Source organism: Pseudomonas sp. GW821-FHT10B02 (assembly GCF_059415665.1).
This window is the reverse complement of record NZ_JBWKNR010000007.1, coordinates 147,280-163,383: the sequence shown is the minus strand read 5'-3', so window position 1 is coordinate 163,383 and position 16,104 is coordinate 147,280. Positions and strand designations below refer to the sequence as shown.

15 protein-coding genes are annotated in these 16,104 nt (G+C 61.3%); 6 read left to right on the top strand and 9 right to left on the bottom strand.

The window, feature by feature from the left end; all coding sequences use genetic code 11:
• The first annotated feature begins 214 nt into the window (after window positions 1-214).
• From bamJ to AC07OF_RS12920, 4 genes are all read left to right on the top strand, one after another.
• Window positions 215-934 carry a BamJ family beta-barrel-assembly machinery protein gene (bamJ, locus tag AC07OF_RS12935; RefSeq protein WP_038608201.1) on the top strand — a complete coding sequence of 240 codons (720 nt, stop codon included), beginning with the start codon at window positions 215-217 and terminating at the stop codon, window positions 932-934.
• A gap of 283 nt (window positions 935-1,217) precedes the next feature.
• Complete coding sequence (locus tag AC07OF_RS12930; RefSeq protein WP_157191576.1) at window positions 1,218-1,658, top strand: YkvA family protein; 441 nt, start codon at window positions 1,218-1,220, stop codon at window positions 1,656-1,658.
• 98 nt (window positions 1,659-1,756) lie between these two features.
• Window positions 1,757-2,095: a helix-turn-helix domain-containing protein gene (locus AC07OF_RS12925; protein ID WP_157191578.1), complete on the top strand. Its 339-nt coding sequence runs from the start codon at window positions 1,757-1,759 to the stop codon at window positions 2,093-2,095.
• Window positions 2,092-2,466 (top strand): hypothetical protein, encoded by a 375-nt coding sequence (locus tag AC07OF_RS12920; protein WP_133215943.1) that lies wholly within the window; start codon window positions 2,092-2,094, stop codon window positions 2,464-2,466. The genes AC07OF_RS12925 and AC07OF_RS12920 overlap by 4 nt, the downstream gene beginning before the upstream one ends.
• Here the strand turns inward: AC07OF_RS12920 and AC07OF_RS12915 are convergent.
• The gene (locus tag AC07OF_RS12915; protein ID WP_495072952.1) at window positions 2,442-4,220 is read right to left on the bottom strand and encodes a bifunctional diguanylate cyclase/phosphodiesterase; all 1,779 of its coding nucleotides are present in this window, start codon (window positions 4,218-4,220) and stop codon (window positions 2,442-2,444) included. The genes AC07OF_RS12920 and AC07OF_RS12915 overlap by 25 nt on opposite strands.
• 123 nt (window positions 4,221-4,343) lie before the next feature.
• Complete coding sequence (locus AC07OF_RS12910; RefSeq protein WP_198325403.1) at window positions 4,344-6,431, bottom strand: carboxy terminal-processing peptidase; 2,088 nt, start codon at window positions 6,429-6,431, stop codon at window positions 4,344-4,346.
• A 140-nt stretch (window positions 6,432-6,571) separates the two neighbouring features.
• On the opposite strand from AC07OF_RS12910, the gene AC07OF_RS12905 reads away from it, so the two are divergent.
• Entirely contained in the window at window positions 6,572-7,534 is a 963-nt protein-coding gene (locus tag AC07OF_RS12905) for an NAD(P)H-quinone oxidoreductase (RefSeq protein WP_157191584.1), read from the top strand.
• Between the two features lie 90 nt (window positions 7,535-7,624).
• Here the strand turns inward: AC07OF_RS12905 and AC07OF_RS12900 are convergent, their stop codons facing one another.
• The 6 genes from AC07OF_RS12900 to AC07OF_RS12875 form a co-directional block, all read right to left on the bottom strand.
• On the bottom strand, window positions 7,625-8,278 hold the full coding sequence (locus AC07OF_RS12900) for an HAD family hydrolase (RefSeq protein ID WP_495072951.1): 654 nt from the start codon (window positions 8,276-8,278) through the stop codon (window positions 7,625-7,627).
• Between the two features lie 25 nt (window positions 8,279-8,303).
• Complete coding sequence (locus tag AC07OF_RS12895) at window positions 8,304-9,293, bottom strand: ABC transporter ATP-binding protein (RefSeq protein ID WP_038608217.1); 990 nt, start codon at window positions 9,291-9,293, stop codon at window positions 8,304-8,306.
• Between the two features lies 1 nt (window position 9,294).
• Window positions 9,295-10,092, bottom strand: a complete 798-nt coding sequence (locus AC07OF_RS12890; RefSeq protein ID WP_038608219.1) for an ABC transporter permease — start codon at window positions 10,090-10,092, stop codon at window positions 9,295-9,297.
• Window positions 10,079-10,912: an ABC transporter permease gene (locus tag AC07OF_RS12885; protein ID WP_198325426.1), complete on the bottom strand. Its 834-nt coding sequence runs from the start codon at window positions 10,910-10,912 to the stop codon at window positions 10,079-10,081. The genes AC07OF_RS12890 and AC07OF_RS12885 overlap by 14 nt, the downstream gene beginning before the upstream one ends.
• A 5-nt stretch (window positions 10,913-10,917) precedes the next feature.
• The gene (locus AC07OF_RS12880; RefSeq protein ID WP_157191594.1) at window positions 10,918-11,724 is read right to left on the bottom strand and encodes an alkaline phosphatase family protein; all 807 of its coding nucleotides are present in this window, start codon (window positions 11,722-11,724) and stop codon (window positions 10,918-10,920) included.
• 123 nt (window positions 11,725-11,847) lie between these two features.
• Window positions 11,848-12,912 (bottom strand): ABC transporter substrate-binding protein, encoded by a 1,065-nt coding sequence (locus AC07OF_RS12875; RefSeq protein WP_495072950.1) that lies wholly within the window; start codon window positions 12,910-12,912, stop codon window positions 11,848-11,850.
• A 289-nt stretch (window positions 12,913-13,201) separates the two neighbouring features.
• On the opposite strand from AC07OF_RS12875, the gene phnR reads away from it, so the two are divergent.
• Window positions 13,202-13,915 carry a phosphonate utilization transcriptional regulator PhnR gene (gene phnR / locus AC07OF_RS12870; RefSeq protein ID WP_476445705.1) on the top strand — a complete coding sequence of 238 codons (714 nt, stop codon included), beginning with the start codon at window positions 13,202-13,204 and terminating at the stop codon, window positions 13,913-13,915.
• On the opposite strand, the gene AC07OF_RS12865 is transcribed toward phnR, so the two are convergent.
• Window positions 13,912-16,068 carry a mechanosensitive ion channel domain-containing protein gene (locus AC07OF_RS12865; RefSeq protein ID WP_495072949.1) on the bottom strand — a complete coding sequence of 719 codons (2,157 nt, stop codon included), beginning with the start codon at window positions 16,066-16,068 and terminating at the stop codon, window positions 13,912-13,914. The genes phnR and AC07OF_RS12865 overlap by 4 nt on opposite strands.
• Window positions 16,069-16,104: the final 36 nt, after the last annotated feature.

Sequence of the window (16,104 nt, the reverse complement as noted above, 5' to 3'; positions counted from 1 at the left end):
TTACAAACAGCTACAAAAGCACTGTGGCGAAGTTGCTCAAGTACGTAGTCCCGTCAATACTGGCCACTGGCTGCAGCTTTGTATGAAGAAGCTTTTACTTGGCTGAACTTATCCGGCTTTTCTTGCTCTCATGCCGGTAGCCATTGGTCGTGGCCGCCTGATAAGCTCGCGGCTTTACTCGATTGCCCTATTGGCGCATGAACAAGGAAATAGCATGAAACAGCATCGGTTGGCGGCTGCGGTTGCCCTGGTTGGTCTGGTCCTGGCGGGTTGCGATTCGCAGACCAGCGTCGAGCTCAAGACTCCGGCACAGAAAGCCTCCTACGGTATTGGCCTGAACATGGGCAAGAGCCTGGCTCAGGAAGGCATGGACGACCTTGATTCAAAAGCAGTTGCTCAAGGCATCGAAGATGCTGTCGGCAAGAAAGAGCAGAAAATCAAGGACGAAGAACTGGTCGAAGCCTTTGCTGCCCTGCAAAAGCGCGCTGAAGAGCGTCTGGCCAAGATGAGCGAAGAGTCGGCTGCCGCCGGCAAGAAGTTCCTTGAAGAAAACGGCAAGAAAGCCGGTATCGTCACCACCGCTTCCGGTCTGCAGTACGAAGTGGTCAAGAAGGCCGACGGCGCTCAGCCAAAGCCGACTGACGTGGTTACCGTTCACTACGAAGGCAAGCTGATCGATGGCAAGGTCTTCGACAGCTCGGTTGAGCGTGGCAGCCCGATCGACCTGCCGGTCAGCGGCGTGATCCCGGGTTGGGTCGAAGGCCTGCAACTGATGCACGTTGGCGAGAAGTACAAGCTGTACATCCCGTCCGACCTGGCTTACGGCGCGCAGAGCCCGAGCCCGATGATCCCGGCCAACTCGGTCCTGGTTTTCGAACTGGAACTGCTGGGTATCAAGGATCAGGCCAAGCCTGAAGCCGACGCCGCCGAGTAATCCACTCGCGGTACAGCCAACGCCCCGTCTCGACGGGGCGTTGTCGTTTCTGCAATCCCCCCGAACCTCATCGGCCAGGGACGGTCTGAAAAGCTGGACCTGACGCAGAAAAGGTGCAGGATGGGCAAAACGTTTGCGCGATTGAAACAGGTGTGTAAAAAACGCCCGATTTAAGCCCGGCCCTTGCCGGACGGGCACCCTGAGCGCTAAAAGTGGCTCTGTTCACAAGGTTATCCACAATAAATGTGGATAACCTTTCCCTCGGTCATGCCCTGGAGGCTGTATGAAAGCACCCTGGACCTTCGCCCGTTTTCTGCCGCTGGCCGAGCGCTTGCTCAGCCGCGGTCGTTTACCGGCGCTGATTTTTGCCGTGGCGCGTAAAGGGCCACGGCTGAGCAAGCTGCGTGAAGATGTAGGCCTGATGCAGGCCCTGTGCCTGGCCTGGTGGCGTGGCGAGTACCGGACCATCAGCCCCAAGGCGCTGGTGACCGTGGTGGCCGGCCTGCTGTATTTTGTCAGCCCTGTGGATGCCATTCCGGACTGGTTGCTGGGTGTCGGCATGCTCGATGACATCGCCGTGCTGGCCTGGGTGCTCAAAGCGGTGTCTGATGAACTGGCCGCTTTCAGCGCCTGGCGCCATCGCCAGGCACCGGAAAAACTACGGGTGGTCGAACGTCTGCCGGATACGCCGGAAGCCCTGCGCCTGGAGCAGCCAAAAGGCTAATTACATCAGGACCCTGCACACCCTTGCTGGCTGGTAATATAATTGGCATAAGGATTATGCCTACCGATTACATATCGTAATCCTACAAGGGGGTTGTAATGGGTATTCAGGTCATCAGCCGGGACGGTCAACCCGAGTATGCGGTTGTACCCTGGGAGCAGTACCAGGCACTACTGAAGGCCGCCGGTCAGCTTGAGTCGGCAGCCGTCGAGAACACACAGGTCACCCCTCCACAAAGCGCCAGCTTGCCGAGTTTCAGCGAGTTGGCGCGTTTGCGTGAGGGCAAGGGACTGGCAGCGGAACAACTGGCGCGTAGCGTCGGCATCAGTCCGGTGTACCTGGCCCTGATCGAGAGTGGTGAGCGCCAGCCGGATGCCGCGATTCGCCGCAGCCTGGCCTGGGAGCTGGGGGTGGCCGGATGGAGCGAGCCGTCGTGAGCAGCGTACGGATCAGCCGTCAGCACTGGGAAGGTCTGCTTGGCGAGCTTGACCTGGCCCGTCGCCAACGCCACCTGTTGACCTACCGCGCCTTGCTCGAACGCCTGCAACTGCCAAGCCCGGCCATGCAGACCCTGACCGCTGCCCTGGAGCATCTGGCGGCACTGGATGCCCGTGCTGAACAGCCGCTGCGCAGTTCGTTGGTCATCAGCCAGGGTGCCAGCCGGTTGCCGCGTACCGGCTTCTTTGAGTGTGTGGAGCGCCTGGGACGTTTTTCCGGGCCATCGGACGGTATGGCCGCCGCCTCCTGGCATGCCTCGGAAGTGGTGCGGGTGTTCGAGTACAGCTACCCGGAAAAAGAAGAAGCCTGAACCGCCGGCGCTGTATCGATCAGGTACAGGCTGTACCCGCTCAGGTCTTTGGCCTGATGCTTGGCCTGTGACGCCAGCTCCGCCAGCTGCCCGGCATCGAGGTCGGCGCAGGCTTGCGGGCGTAGATGCACCACGCCGATCGAGAGCGACAGCAGGGCGTACTCCTGGCGCTGACCCTGACGGTTGGCGGCAATGAAGCACCCGGCCTGCATATGCTCAGGCCGATAGAAGCGCCGGCACTGGCGCTGAAAGTCTTCCAGCAGCAACTGCAACCTGCGCTCCCAGTCAACTGAACCCAGCACCAGCATGAAATCGTCGCCGCCGATGTGGCCGACGAAGTCATGATTGGGGTCGACCCGCTCGTTCAGGCACTGGGCCAGGCACAGCAGCACCTCATCGCCGCGGGCATAGCCGTAGATGTCGTTGAACGGCTTGAAACTGTCGATATCCACATAACAGATCGCCGCCTCACGTTGCTGTTGCAGCAGGCGCGTCAGGCACTGCTGGATCGGCACGTTGCCGGGCAGCAAGGTCAGGGGGTTGGCGTAACGGGCTTGCTGGATTTTCTGTTCGGTAATCAGCTTGAGCACGTCGATCACCCGGCCCAGGCCCAGGTAGCGGCCGTTGTGGATAATGATGAAATCTTCTTCGATGCGCTGGCGGGCGCGGCTGGTGAGCAGGCGACTGACCTGTTGCAATGACTGCGTCAGCTCTACCGCGAGGAAGTCGTCACTCATCAGCCGACTGATCGGCTTGCGGGCGAACAGGTCGGTGGCAAACGGCTTGAGCAGGGCATCGGAGAGCGAGTGGCGGTGAACGATACCGCAGGGTTGGCGGCGTTCGTTGAGCACCGCCAGGGAGTTGAGGTTGGCCTGGCGGCGGAACAGCTCCAGCACCTGCGCCGTTGGTGTGTCCTGGTTCACCGCAGGTTGCTCGTTGAGCAGGGCGGCGAGATTGCCGCCGTCTTCGCTGAGCACCTGGATATCCCGGTTGGGGCTGCCCAGCATCTGCTGGACGTCCCGTGACGGTTGTTCCTGAGGACGGCCGAGCAGATAACCCTGGACCAGATCGACGCCCATTTCGGTCAGCACCTTGAGCTCTTCGGCAAGCTCGATGCCTTCGGCGATCACCTGGGCTCGCGAGGCCCGGGCGATTTGCAAAATGGAGCCGACAAATTCACGTTTGACCGCGTCGAGATGAATACCGTCGATGAAATGCCGGTCGATCTTTACGTAATCAGGGCGCAGTTCCGACCACAAGCGCAGGCTCGAATACCCGGCACCGAGGTCATCCAGGGCAATCGAAAAGCCCATGTCGCGGTAATGGTGCAGGGCATTGAACAACAGCTGGAAATCGTCGGTGGGGGTCTGCTCGGTCAGCTCGATTACCACGCGGCTGGGCGGTACGCCGAGGTCATGGAGCATCTTCAGGGTGCGCCCGGACTGATACTGCGGCTCGAGCAACGACTCGGGCGAGACGTTGAGAAACAACTTGCCTTCAAGGTTCTGCTGGCTGAAGCGTCGGCAGGCGCTTTCGCGGCAGGCCACTTCCAGCTCGGTCAGGCGCCCGGCCTGGCGGGCCACGGCGAACAGGTTGATCGGCGAGTGCAGCGGGCTGTTGGAGGGGCCGCGGCTCAACGCTTCGTAACCGAGGATGCGCCGCTCAGACAGGCAGACTATGGGCTGGAACAGGCTGTGCAGGGCGCTTTGAGCAAGAATGGTGCTCAACGCACTGAGCTGTTCGGTCACGGTCATGGCGGCACTACCTTGAAAAAAAGGGACTGAGGCCAGCGGCGCTCAGTCCCTTATTTCACGACAGAATCGTGACTGTTTAATGACGCAATGGAGGCACGGTCACATTATTTTGCCATCACCTTTTTACGGGTTGTTCTTTGCCACTGCCGAATTCAGGCCCAGGTAGTCGAGCAGGATCCGCCCGGACTCCGACAGGTAGGCGTCGTCTTCCGGTTTGGTATCGTCCGGCTCGACCGGCAGGGCGTCTTCGTCTTCCTTCTTCAGTTCCTTGAGCGGTTCTTCGCCCTTGGCCTTGCGTCGGGTGTTTTCCAGGGCCAGCTGCTTGCTTTCGATATCGGCATGCTGGGCACGACGCTCGACTTCGTTGAGGCTGACGGTTTTCTCGTTCATCAGCTTCTGGGTCAGCGCCAGGCGGTCGCGAATGTAGACGAACTCCGGATCCTTGGCGGTGCGGGCATCGTGGCGGGCCTTGAGCTGGGCCAGGAACGGTTTGAACGGGTCAACCGCAGGCCTGATCGCCGGGCGGATGGTGTCCCACGGCATGGCTTCGGGCAGGGCGCTTTCGCCAATTTCCTTGGTGTCGATGATCGACGGGTAGTCGATATCCGGCAGCACGCCCTGATGCTGGGTGCTCTGCCCGGAAACCCGGTAGAACTTGGCCAGGGTCAGCTTCAGTTCGCCATGGTTGAGCGGCTGGATGGTCTGCACGGTGCCTTTGCCGAAGGTCTGGCCGCCGAGGATCAGTGCGCGGTGATAGTCCTGCATGGCGCCGGCGAAAATCTCCGAAGCCGAGGCCGACAGACGGTTGACCACCAGGGCCAGCGGGCCTTTGTAGAAGGCGCCGGGGTTTTCGTCTTCGAGTACGTCGACACGGCCATCAGCGTTACGCACCAGTACGGTCGGGCCCTTGTCGATGAACAGGCTGGTCAGCTCGGTGGCTTCCTGCAGGGAACCGCCGCCGTTGTTGCGCAGGTCGATGACCACGCCGTCGACTTTTTCCTTCTGCAGTTCGGTGAGCAGCTTCTTCACGTCACGGGTGGTGCTCTTGTACTCCGGATCGCCGGCACGGAAGGCCTTGAAGTCCAGGTAGAAGGCCGGGATCTCGATGATGCCGAGCTTGTAGTCGCGGCCATCCTGCTTGAGCTTGAGCACCGATTTTTTCGCCGCCTGCTCTTCAAGCTTCACCGCTTCGCGGGTGATCGGCACGATCTTGCTGGTCTGGTCATTCGGGGCGTTGCTCGCCGGGATCACTTCCAGGCGCACCACCGAACCTTTCGGCCCGCGGATCAGCTTGACCACTTCGTCCAGGCGCCAGCCGATCACGTCGACCATTTCCTTGTCGCCCTGGGCGACGCCGATGATCTTGTCGGCCGGGGCCACTTGCTTGGTCTTGGCGGCAGGGCCGGCCGGGACCAGGCGGACGATCTTGACCTGATCGTTGTCGCTTTGCAGCACGGCACCGATACCTTCGAGCGACAGGCTCATGTTGATATCGAAGTTTTCCGCGTTGTCCGGCGACAGGTAGTTGGTATGTGGGTCGTAAGACTGGGCAAAGGTGTTGATATAGGTCTGGAAGATGTCTTCGGCGCGGGTCTGGTCCAGACGCGTGAGCTGGTTCTTGTAGCGTTTGGTCAGCAGCTCCTGGATCGCCTTGGGCTCTTTGCCGGCGATTTTCAGGCGCAGGACTTCATCTTTGACACGTTTGCGCCAGAGGTCGTCGAGTTCGGCCTGGGTCTTGATCCAGGGCGCGTCCTTACGGTCGACCAGCAGGGTCTCTTTGGTGGTGAAGTCGAAGTTGTCGACGCCCTTGTTCAGCTCGGCCAGGGCGAAGTCCAGACGCGATTTGACCCGGTCCAGATAACGCTTGTAGATGGTGAAGCCGGGATCGAGATTGCCACTTTTGAGGAAATCGTCGAACTGGGTCTTCCACTTGTCGAACTCGGCGACGTCACTGGCCAGGAAATAGCTGCGGGCCGGATCGAGCAGCTTGATGTAGCTGTCGTAGATGATCACCGAGCGCGCATCGTTGAGCGGCGGCTTGCTGTAGTGGTGGCGCTTGAGCAGCTCGACCACGTTGAGGCTGGCGACCACTTCATCGCGATCGGGCTGGAGTTTATCCCAGCTGTTGGCGGCCCATGCATTGCCCGCCAACGGCAGACTGCCCAGACCGATCAACAGTGCAAGGGTGGTGCTTGGCAAAAAATGCTTCATGCTGATTCGACGTAGGGACAATTGATCACGCATATTAGGCCGTCTTTGAATTCGCCGGTTCCATAAAAACCGGACGCATAATGCAAAAAGCCCGGGGCTACAGCACCCGGGCTCAGTCATGACACAACTATGGAGGCACTGTGAAGGCATTGCAAGGCGTTGACGGACATGTGGAGTGGGTTGCGACGACAAGTCCAGCTTGCGATATCGGTCAAGTACGAATTCGCGTGGCTGCTGCCGGCCTCAATCGTGCCGATCTACTGCAGCGAGCCGGGCTCTATCCGCCGCCGCCGGGAGCCAGCGAGTTTCTGGGCCTGGAGTGCTCCGGGGTGATCAGCGAAGTGGGTGCTGGCTCCTCCTGGCAGGTCGGTGACCGGGTGTGTGCGCTGCTGTCTGGTGGCGGCATGGCCGAAGAGGTCGTGGTTGATGCCCGTCATGTGCTGCCAGTGCCGGAAGGCCTGAGCCTGCAGGAGGCTGCGGCGATTCCCGAGGTGTACGCGACGGCCTGGCTTAACGTGTTCCAGCTGGCCGGGCTCAAGCCGGGCGAGAAAGTTTTGCTGCATGCTGGTGCCAGTGGCGTTGGCTCGGCCGCTATCCAGCTGTGCAAGGCCTTTGGCAGCCCGTGCTGGGTCAGTGTCGGCTCGGCTGAGCGCCTGGCCTACTGCGAAAGTCTCGGCGCCACTGGCGGCGTGGTGCGCGGCGAAGACCTCAACGGCCTGAATGATTTCGGTCCGTTCGATGTGATCCTCGATCCGGTCGGCGCCAACTATGCCGAGCTCAACCTCAAGCTGCTGGCCCGTGACGGACGCTGGGTGATCATCGGCCTGATGGGCGGGCGCAAGGCCGAGCTGGACCTGGCGCAGCTGTTGCTCAAGCGTGTACAGGTGCTGGGTTCGACCCTGCGTACCCGCGATGATCAGTTCAAGGCTGATCTGCTCAGCGATCTGGGGCAGCAGGTGTGGCCGTTGTTCACTGAGGGCCGGCTCAAGCCGCAACTGGCCAAGGCCTTTGCGATCAAGGATGCCGAGGCAGCGTTTGCCGAGCTTGCCAGCAACCAGGTGTCGGGCAAGCTGGTGCTGGTGATCGACGAGAGCTTGGTGTAGCCCCAATCGCCGGCAAGGCCGGCTCCCACAGGGGTACAGTTCACATTGTGGGAGCCGGCCTTGCCGGCGATGGCTGCAAAGCAGCCGCAATCAGCTCCAGGTATGAATCGGCCAGCCAGCCTTCTCGGCCTGCTCACGCAACACCGGGTCCGGATTGACCACATGCGGGTAATCCACCTTCAGCAACAGCGGCAGGTCATTACGCGAGTCGGAATAGAAACTCGCGCCTTCCAGGTTCTCTTCTTCCTGATCCAGCCATTCCAGCAAGCGGGTGATCTTGCCCTCGCGGTAGGTCAGGGTGCCGACGGTCTTGCCGGTGTAAACACCGTTCACCACCTCCAGCTCGATGCCGAGAATCTCATCAATGCCCAGGCGTTCGGCAATCGGCGCGACCAGGTGGGTGCCGGAGGCGGAGATCACCAGGATCCGGTCACCGGCCTTGCGATGGGCGGCAATGGTACGGGTTGCCTCGCTGAAGATGATCGGCTCGATGAAATCTTCCACCCACGGCCCCACCAGGTGATCGACTTCTTCTGGCGTACGCCCGATCAACGGCTCCAGACTGAAGGCCATGTAATCCTCCATGGCCAGGTGCCCGCGGCCGTAGGCGTCCATCAGTTCCTTGTCGCGCCGCAGGAAGGATTCGCCATCGACCCAGCCAAGGCGGGCCATCTGCTCGCTCCACAACGAGGCGCAGTCGCCATGGATCAGGGTTTCATCCAGATCGAAAATCGCTAGTGCCATGTTCAGAAATACTCCTGTGCAACCCTCAGGCGACTTCGCAGAGGGCGGTGGGATCGATCGACAAGGATACCCGCTGGCCGTCCGGGTGCAGGTCGGCGGACGAGCGGTTGAGTACATCGACCAACAATTCTACCCCGCGGGCTTCGACGCGGTAGCGGATCACGTTGCCCAGCAGGCTGTGGCTGCGTACCTGGCCTTCCAGCTCACCGCTAAGGCTCAGGGCGATGGCTTCCGGACGGATCGCCAGACGGCTGTTCACCGGGCGCTGCAGCAGGCGGCTGGCACTGTCGGCGTCGAGCAGGTTGTAGTTGCCGATAAAGCCTGCGGCAAACACGTCCACCGGCGCGGTATAGAGGGTTTCGGCATCGCCGCTCTGGACGATGCGGCCCTGGTTCATCAGGAAAATCCGGTCTGACATCGTCAGCGCCTCTTCCTGGTCATGGGTGACGAAAATAGTGGTCAGCCCCAGTTCTCGCTGGATCTGACGGATCTGTTCGCGCAGGTGCTTGCGAATCCGCGCATCCAGCGCCGACAGCGGTTCATCGAGCAGCAGCAGGCGCGGGCGGGTGACCAGTGAACGGGCCAGCGCCACACGCTGGCACTGGCCGCCGGACAGCTGGTGCGGATAACGGCTGGCGAAATCCTGCAGCTCCACTAGTTGCAATACTTCGCGCACGCGGCTGCGGCTGTCGTCGGCATTGACCTTCTGCATGCGCAGGCCGAAGGCGACGTTCTGCTCCACGGTCATGTTGGGAAACAAGGCGTAGCTCTGGAACACCATGCCGATTCCGCGTTTTTGCGGGCTCAGGGGCACCAGGTCGTTGCCGTCGAGGAGGATCTTGCCGCTGTCGACCGCCGTCAGCCCGGCAATGCAGCGCAGCAGGGTGGATTTGCCGCAGCCGGAGGGGCCGAGCAAGGTGACGAACTCGCCACGCTGGATCTGGCAGTTGATGTCGGTGAACACCGGGCTTGCGCCATAGCTTTTTTGCAGATTCTGTACGCTGACAAAACTCATATCAGGACTTGTCCTTGTTCAGGCGGTTGGCTGCCCAGGTCAGCACCAGCACGAAGAGGAAATAGGAAATCACCAGCGCACTGTTGAAGTGACCACTGCTGTTGCGCATGTTGTTCAGGTACACCTGCAGGGTCTCGTAGCGGGTGCCGACCAGCAGGTTGGCGAAGACGAACTCGCCAAACAGGAACGAGAACGACAGCAGCAAGGCCACCAGCAGGCCCTTGCGCAGGTTCGGCAGTACCACCAGGAACGCCGCCTGGAAAGTGCTGGCGCCGAGCAGTTGGGCGGCGTCCATCAGGTCGCGCAGGTTGATTGCCTGCAGGTTATTGGTGATCGCCCGGTACATGAACGGCAAGGCCACGGTGAAATAGCAGCCGATCAGGATCCACGGCGTGCCGACCATGGCCATTGGCCCGGAGCCGTACAGCTGCAGCAGGCCGACCGAAGACACCACCGGCGGTACGGCGAAGGGCAGCAGGATGAGGATGTTCATCAGCGCATCGAGGCGCGGGAAGTGGTAGTGGACCACGAACAGCAACGGCAGGATCAGCAGCACCGACAGCAGCAGCGCTCCGACGCAGACCAGCAGCGACTGGCCGAAGGCAGCCAGAAAGCGCGGATCGCTCCACAGTGCCAGGTACCACTTGAAGGTCAGGCCGCTGGGTAACAGGCTCGCCGACCAGCTGGTGGCCAGGGAGTAGAGGAGGGTGCCCGCCAGCGGTAGCAACAGGATGATGAACAGCAAATACACCATCAGGCGATGGTAGAGGCGGCTCGTGCCCGGTTCAGCGCGCGACATGGTAGCTCCTCTTCAACAGCCATTGATGGATGACGGTCACCAGGGTCATCAGCCCGACCAGGATCACTGCCAGGGCGCTGGCCAGGTTCGGGTCCAGGGAAATATCGCCGGCCACCAGCGCCGCGATACGTATCGGTAGGACGTTGAAGTTGCCGGTGGTCAGGGCATAGACCGTGGCGTAGGCACCGAGGGCATTGGCCAGCAGAATCACGAAGGTGCCCAACAGTGCCGGTGTCATCACCGGCAGGCCGATATGCAGCCAGTACTGCCAGGCGTTGGCGCCGAGCAGTTCAGCCGATTCGCGCCAGTCTTCACGCAAGGCATCGAAGGCCGGGTAGAGCAGCAGTACGCCCAGGGGAATCTGGAAGTAGGTGTAAAGGATGATCAGGCCGGTTTTCGAATAGAGGTTGAAGTCCTCGATGATCCCGGCCTGTTTCAGCAGCATGGTCAGCGCGCCGTTGAAACCGAGGAGGATGATGAAGGCAAAGGCCAGCGGCACGCCGGCGAAGTTGCTGGTCATGTTGGCGAAGGCGTTGACGAAATCGCGCAGGCGCGAGTCGACCTTGCGTAGCGAGTAGCTGCCGAGCACGGCGATGAGAATGCCGAACACACTCGACCAGAAGCTGATCTCCAGGCTGTGCTGGATCGCCTGGCGGTAGAACCGCGATTCGAACACTTTGCTGAAATTGGCCAGGCCCCAGCCGCTTTCGGCTTGCAGGCTATGGATCGCCACCCAGGCCAGTGGGGCGATCTGGAAAATGATGAAAAACAGCGCAAAAGGCAGCAGGAACAGTGACGCCAGCCACTTGCTGCGTTTGATCGAATTCACTTGAGCAGCTCCCGGCACACCGGCTTGTCGTGGGGCACGCCCAGCAGTTCGCAGATCGTCCCGCACAGTTCGGTTTGCAGCGGTTTGGCGGCGGGGTCGAGGCTGAAGGCGTCGCCAAACACGAACAGCGGCACCTCGCGCTCCTCGGCCAGCAGGCCGTTGTGCGAGCGGTCGTTGTTCATGCCATGGTCGGCGGTGACCAGCACTTGGTAACCCTCTTGCAGCCAGGTTTGCAGGTAGTCGGCCAGGAGTATGTCGGCGCTGCGCGCGCTGTTGCGGTACTGGCTGCTGTCCAGGCCATGGCGGTGGCCGGCGTCGTCGATGTTCATCGGATGCACCAGGAGGAAGTTCGGTGCATGACGGCGGCGCAGGTATTCGGCATCGGCGAACAGGTGTGAATCCGGGTAATGGTCGGCGTAGTAGAACAGGCCATGCTGGATCGGTAGCTTGGGCGCATGGGTGTGACGGTCGCGCAGCGGGTCGAAAGGTGAGCGGTTGTACAGCTCGCTGACCCAGTGATAGGCCGCCGCCGCAGTGCCCAGACCGGCTTCGCGGGCGTAGTGGAAGATGCTGCGCTGGTTGGACAGGCGGGTGACGTTGTTGTGCACGATACCGCTGTCGATGGGCGCTACGCCGGTGAGGATGCACTCGTACAGGGGACGCGACAGCGCTGGCAGTTCGCATTCCAGACGATACAGGGCGGCGCGGTCGGCCTCGACGTAGGCGTGCAGGTGGCCCATGGCGTGGTGCGCGACCTGATGGTTGAGACCGTCGAGCAGGACCAGGATGACGTTGTGCTTCATGGTTACTCCGGAATTAGTGGTGACCTCATCGCTGGCAAGGCCAGCTCCCACAGAGACCGGGTGGGAGCTGGCCTTGCCAGCGATTGGGGCAACCCGGAATTGCGGTCACCCCTGAAAAGAGCCTCATTCCATCTCGATGATCACTTGCTCCTGCCACATCTGTGGCAGCTTCTTCGAGGTCGCTTCCCAGGCAGCGGCATCCTTGATTGGCTGCACGGCTTTGTATTGCTCATTGGGCAGCAGTTTGGCCTGAACCTCCGCCGGCAATGTCAGGTGCTCGGCGCGGATCGGCCGGGCGTGACCTTCAGCCAGGTTGATCTGCCCGGCATCACTGAAGATGTACTCGCGGGTCAGCTTGGCGGCGTTGGGGTTCTTGGCGTACTTGTTGATGATGGTGGTATAGCCGGAGATCACCGAACCGTCAGACGGGATCAACACTTCGAAACGATTCGGGTCGATCTGCTGGCGATAGCTCAGGCCGTTGAAGTCCCAGACCACACCGACTTCGATTTCACCCTTTTCCAGGGTCTGGATCGTCGGGTTGGCCAGCGACAGGCGTTTTTGCTTGGCGAGGTCAGCGAACAGCTCCAGACCCGGCTCGATGTTCTTCTCGCTGCCGCCATTGGCGATGGCGGCAGCCAGCACGCCGTTGGCCGCCTGGGCTGCGGTGCTGACGTCACCGATGGCCACCTTGTACTTGCCATTTTTCAGGTCTGCCCATTTTTTGGGCATGTCAGCTCCCTTCACCACTTGCTTGTTGATGATGAAGGCGATACTGCCGGTATAGGCCAGTGCCCAGTGCCCGTCTTTATCCTTGGCCCATGCTGGCACCTGCTCCCAGGTGCTGGGTTTGTACGGCTGGGTCACGCCCTTGGCCACGGCAATCGGGCCGAAGGCGGCACCGACGTCACCGATGTCGGCGCTGGCGTTGTCTTTTTCGGCATCGAACTTGGCCACTTCCTGGGCCGAGCTCATGTCGGTGTCCATGTGCTTGAGACCGTATTTTTTCGCCAGGTCTTCCCAGGTGCCTTTCCAGTTGGCCCAGGCATCGGGCATGCCCACGCTGTTGACTGCGCCTTCCTTGCGGGCGGCGTCTTCGAGGGCCTTGAGGTCGGTGTCGGCGGCCATGGCCGACGTGCACAGGGCGATGGTCGAGCCTAGCAGTGATGCCAGAAAAAGCTGTTTCATCCGAAGCTCCTTGGTGGGTGCCGTGCAAAACGCGAGTGTTGTTGGACGTTGTTGCGATTCGGTTGGTCTAGGTCAGCAATACCCGAGCCAAGGTAGGCCTGTTGCATGACAATTTGATGTCCAGCGCCGCACCCGGTCAGGGCTTGCACCCCTGAAAATCAAGCGTAGACCACCTTGGCTGTCATCTGAGATTCATCTGGTTTGCCTAGGCTTGCACTATTCTCATAGCCCTGAAGGCGCCAATTGTGTGCGCTGCCGGTGCTGGACTAGTCCAGATAGGTAACCTTCGATGCAGCCACTGCCGCCGCGTGCAGTAACAGCTATCTGTCATGCCCTGCAGGAGCAGATCGAGCATGGCCTTCTCTCGCCCGGCTGCAAGCTGCCGGCCGAACGCAAGCTCAGCGAAGTGTTCGACACCACGCGCATCACCCTGCGCGAGGCGCTGGTGCAACTGGAGGCACGCGGGCTGATTTACCGCGAGGAACGGCGTGGCTGGTTTGTCGCGTCGCAGCGACTAACCTACGATTTGATCCAGCGCAGCCACTTTCACGCCATGGTTCGCGAGCAGGGGCGTGAAGCGCGCACCGAGCTGCTGTCGGCGCGCTTGTTGCCAGCTGCGGCGACAGTGTGCGCGCGGTTGCAACTGAAGCCGTTGTCGAGCGTTATCCAGATCTGTCGTTTACGCCGGATCGATGGCCGTGCGGTGCTGTACGCCGAGCACTACCTGAACCCCGAGTACTTCCCGGGTATTCTCGAACATGACCTAAGCCAGTCGCTGACCGAGCTCTATGCCCGTCATTACGGCATCGAATACGGCAGGGTGCGTTTCGAGATTCTGCCGACGGCCTTGCCGGTAGCAGCCGCCACGGCGCTCAAGGTGTCGGCTGGCAGCCCCGGCCTGCACATCACCCGGGTCAACAGCGACCAGCAGGGCAGGCTGATCGACTGTGACCTGGAGTACTGGCGCCACGATGCGATACGTATCAAGGCCGAGGCCGGTTAGGTCTTGGGGCTGGTTTCGCTGAACGGCGTGCTGGCGTCGGTGGTGATCACCTGCACGCTCAGGCGCGGCGTCGCCAGGTCCAGCCCGGCCTCATCGAGCTGACGCTTGAGCGCCAGGTTGAAGGCCCGCGACACTTCCCATTGCTTGATCGGTGCGGTCTTGAAGCGTGCGCGCAGGATCGCCGAACCCGATTCGAAACTCTCCACCCCCTGCAGCTCCAGCGGTGACCAGATGTTGCGGCGCATCAACGGGTCGTTGCGCATCTTCTGGCCGACATCGCGAATCAGGCTGATGGCCTGGTCGATGTTCATGCTGTGCGGAATCGCCACGCGGAAGATCGCGTAGCCGAACTCGCGGGAGTAGTTCTTGATGCTCTTGATTTCACTGAACGGGATGGTGTGGACGATGCCGTCGATATCGCGCAGGCGCACGGTGCGGATGGTCAGGCCTTCGACCGTGCCGAGGTGGCCGCCGACATCGACATAGTCGTCAATCGCCAGCGAGTCTTCGATGATGATGAACAGGCCGGTGATCAGGTCGGCGACCAGTGACTGGGCACCGAAGCCGATGGCCAGGCCGATCACCCCGGCACCGGCCAGCAACGGCGTGACGTTCATGCCCATGTTGGCCAGGGCGACGATCACCGCAATGATGAAAATCGCCACGAACAGCACGTTGCGGATCAGCGGCATCATGGTTTGCGCGCGGGTGTTGGCCAGACCTTTGCGCGAGCGGGTCAAGGCATGGTGCACGGCGGTGTCGGCGAGAATCCACACCAGCCAGGCAGCGATCAGGGTGCCGGCCAGACCGAGCAGGCGCATCGCTACCTCATGGCCTTCGCCTTCGGTGAAGCCAATCAGGGAAAAGCCCCAGACCCGCAAGCCCAGCTCGATAAACACCAGCCAGATCGCCATGTGCACCAAGGTGTAGCCAAAGTTGCGCAGGCGTTCGTTATACACCGCCTGACGGCGGTTGGCCCGTTGCGGTTTAAGCCCATGGCGACGCACCAGACCATTGATGACCATGCACAGAATCAGCAGCACCGTGCACATCAACGACTGACGCAGGGCGGTGCTGGTATCACCAGCGGAGATGAACGTGGCAAATAGCGAGATGCCCACCAGCACCAGCGCTGGCAAATACCAGAAGGTCCCGAGGATTTCGATGGTATCGCTAAGCGCCCGGCGGGTCAGGCGCCGAGACAGCGGCTGGTTGCGGATCAGATGAGCGATGGGGCGGCGAAAACGCAGGATGAACAGCGCGGTGGACAGTGCCGCCAGAATGTTGGCCAGGGTTGCCAGCGTGTGCGCCAGGTGATCGCCGAGGGAGCCGGCCATGCGCGGATCGTTCATCGCCTCGCCAAAGGCGGCGAAGCTGCCGATCAGCCACAGCGGGCGAAAGGCCTGGTGGCGAAGGATGTGCAGGGCGCGATGGCGGTGCGGGCCGTCAAGCAGCGAAAAGGCGATGACGCAGATCGCCGAGAAACAGGTACCCACCACCAGGGCATACGCCAGCACCATGGCCATCGATTTGCCCAGTGACGAGGGCAGGGCGAAGCTCAGGTACACGGTAATCAGCAGCGCTACCAGCCACGGGCCGAGCTTGCGCAAGGCAAAGCGCACCAGGTCCCAGGTGCGTGGGTGCTGCGGCAATTCTTCTGTCAGGCCGAAGCGCAGGCGCAGCCGATGGCTGACCCAGTTCAGGGCATAGGCCAGCAGGCTCCAGAGCGCAATGATGGTGGCGAAGCCAAACAAGATGGGGGGCCATTCCTGGAGTGGAACCAGGCGAGCGTTGAATTCGATCTGGGCCAGTTCCAGCTCGCGGGTCCAGCGCGTGAGCGGGCTGGCATCACCACTGAACTGCTTTTCCAGCTCGGCGAACGTGCTGCCGATCAGGCCCAGTACGCCTTGCTCGGCAGCCGGTTGCGCCTGCTTGGTGCTGTCGCGCAGCTTCTTCAGATCGGCCAGCAGCTTGCTGCGTTGCTGATCGTTTTCCAGGTTTTTGATGACTTCGTCCAGGGACTGGGCCAGCGGCTCGCTGGCCTCGGGCTGGGCTTTGCTACCGCCAAGCAGGCCCGGCAGGCCGGCAGCGTGGGCCGGGGCCAGGAAGAATAACGCCAGGAATACAGCTAGAACGCGGAAAAAAGCGGGCACCGGACAATCAACCTCAAAACGATCAATCGCCCGAGT

Bases quoted from the DNA above. Each gene is read 5' to 3' on its own strand.
- AC07OF_RS12890 (WP_038608219.1), bottom strand. From the start codon at position 10,092: ATGTCGCGCGCTGAACCGGGCACGAGCCGCCTCTACCATCGCCTGATG.
- AC07OF_RS12895 (WP_038608217.1), bottom strand. From the start codon at position 9,293: ATGAGTTTTGTCAGCGTACAGAATCTGCAAAAAAGCTATGGCGCAAGC.
- AC07OF_RS12925 (WP_157191578.1), top strand. From the start codon at position 1,757: ATGGGTATTCAGGTCATCAGCCGGGACGGTCAACCCGAGTATGCGGTT.
- phnR (WP_476445705.1), top strand. From the start codon at position 13,202: ATGCAGCCACTGCCGCCGCGTGCAGTAACAGCTATCTGTCATGCCCTG.
- AC07OF_RS12875 (WP_495072950.1), bottom strand. From the start codon at position 12,912: ATGAAACAGCTTTTTCTGGCATCACTGCTAGGCTCGACCATCGCCCTG.
- bamJ (WP_038608201.1), top strand. From the start codon at position 215: ATGAAACAGCATCGGTTGGCGGCTGCGGTTGCCCTGGTTGGTCTGGTC.
- AC07OF_RS12915 (WP_495072952.1), bottom strand. From the start codon at position 4,220: ATGACCGTGACCGAACAGCTCAGTGCGTTGAGCACCATTCTTGCTCAA.
- AC07OF_RS12900 (WP_495072951.1), bottom strand. From the start codon at position 8,278: ATGGCACTAGCGATTTTCGATCTGGATGAAACCCTGATCCATGGCGAC.
- AC07OF_RS12910 (WP_198325403.1), bottom strand. From the start codon at position 6,431: ATGAAGCATTTTTTGCCAAGCACCACCCTTGCACTGTTGATCGGTCTG.
- AC07OF_RS12930 (WP_157191576.1), top strand. From the start codon at position 1,218: ATGAAAGCACCCTGGACCTTCGCCCGTTTTCTGCCGCTGGCCGAGCGC.
- AC07OF_RS12880 (WP_157191594.1), bottom strand. From the start codon at position 11,724: ATGAAGCACAACGTCATCCTGGTCCTGCTCGACGGTCTCAACCATCAG.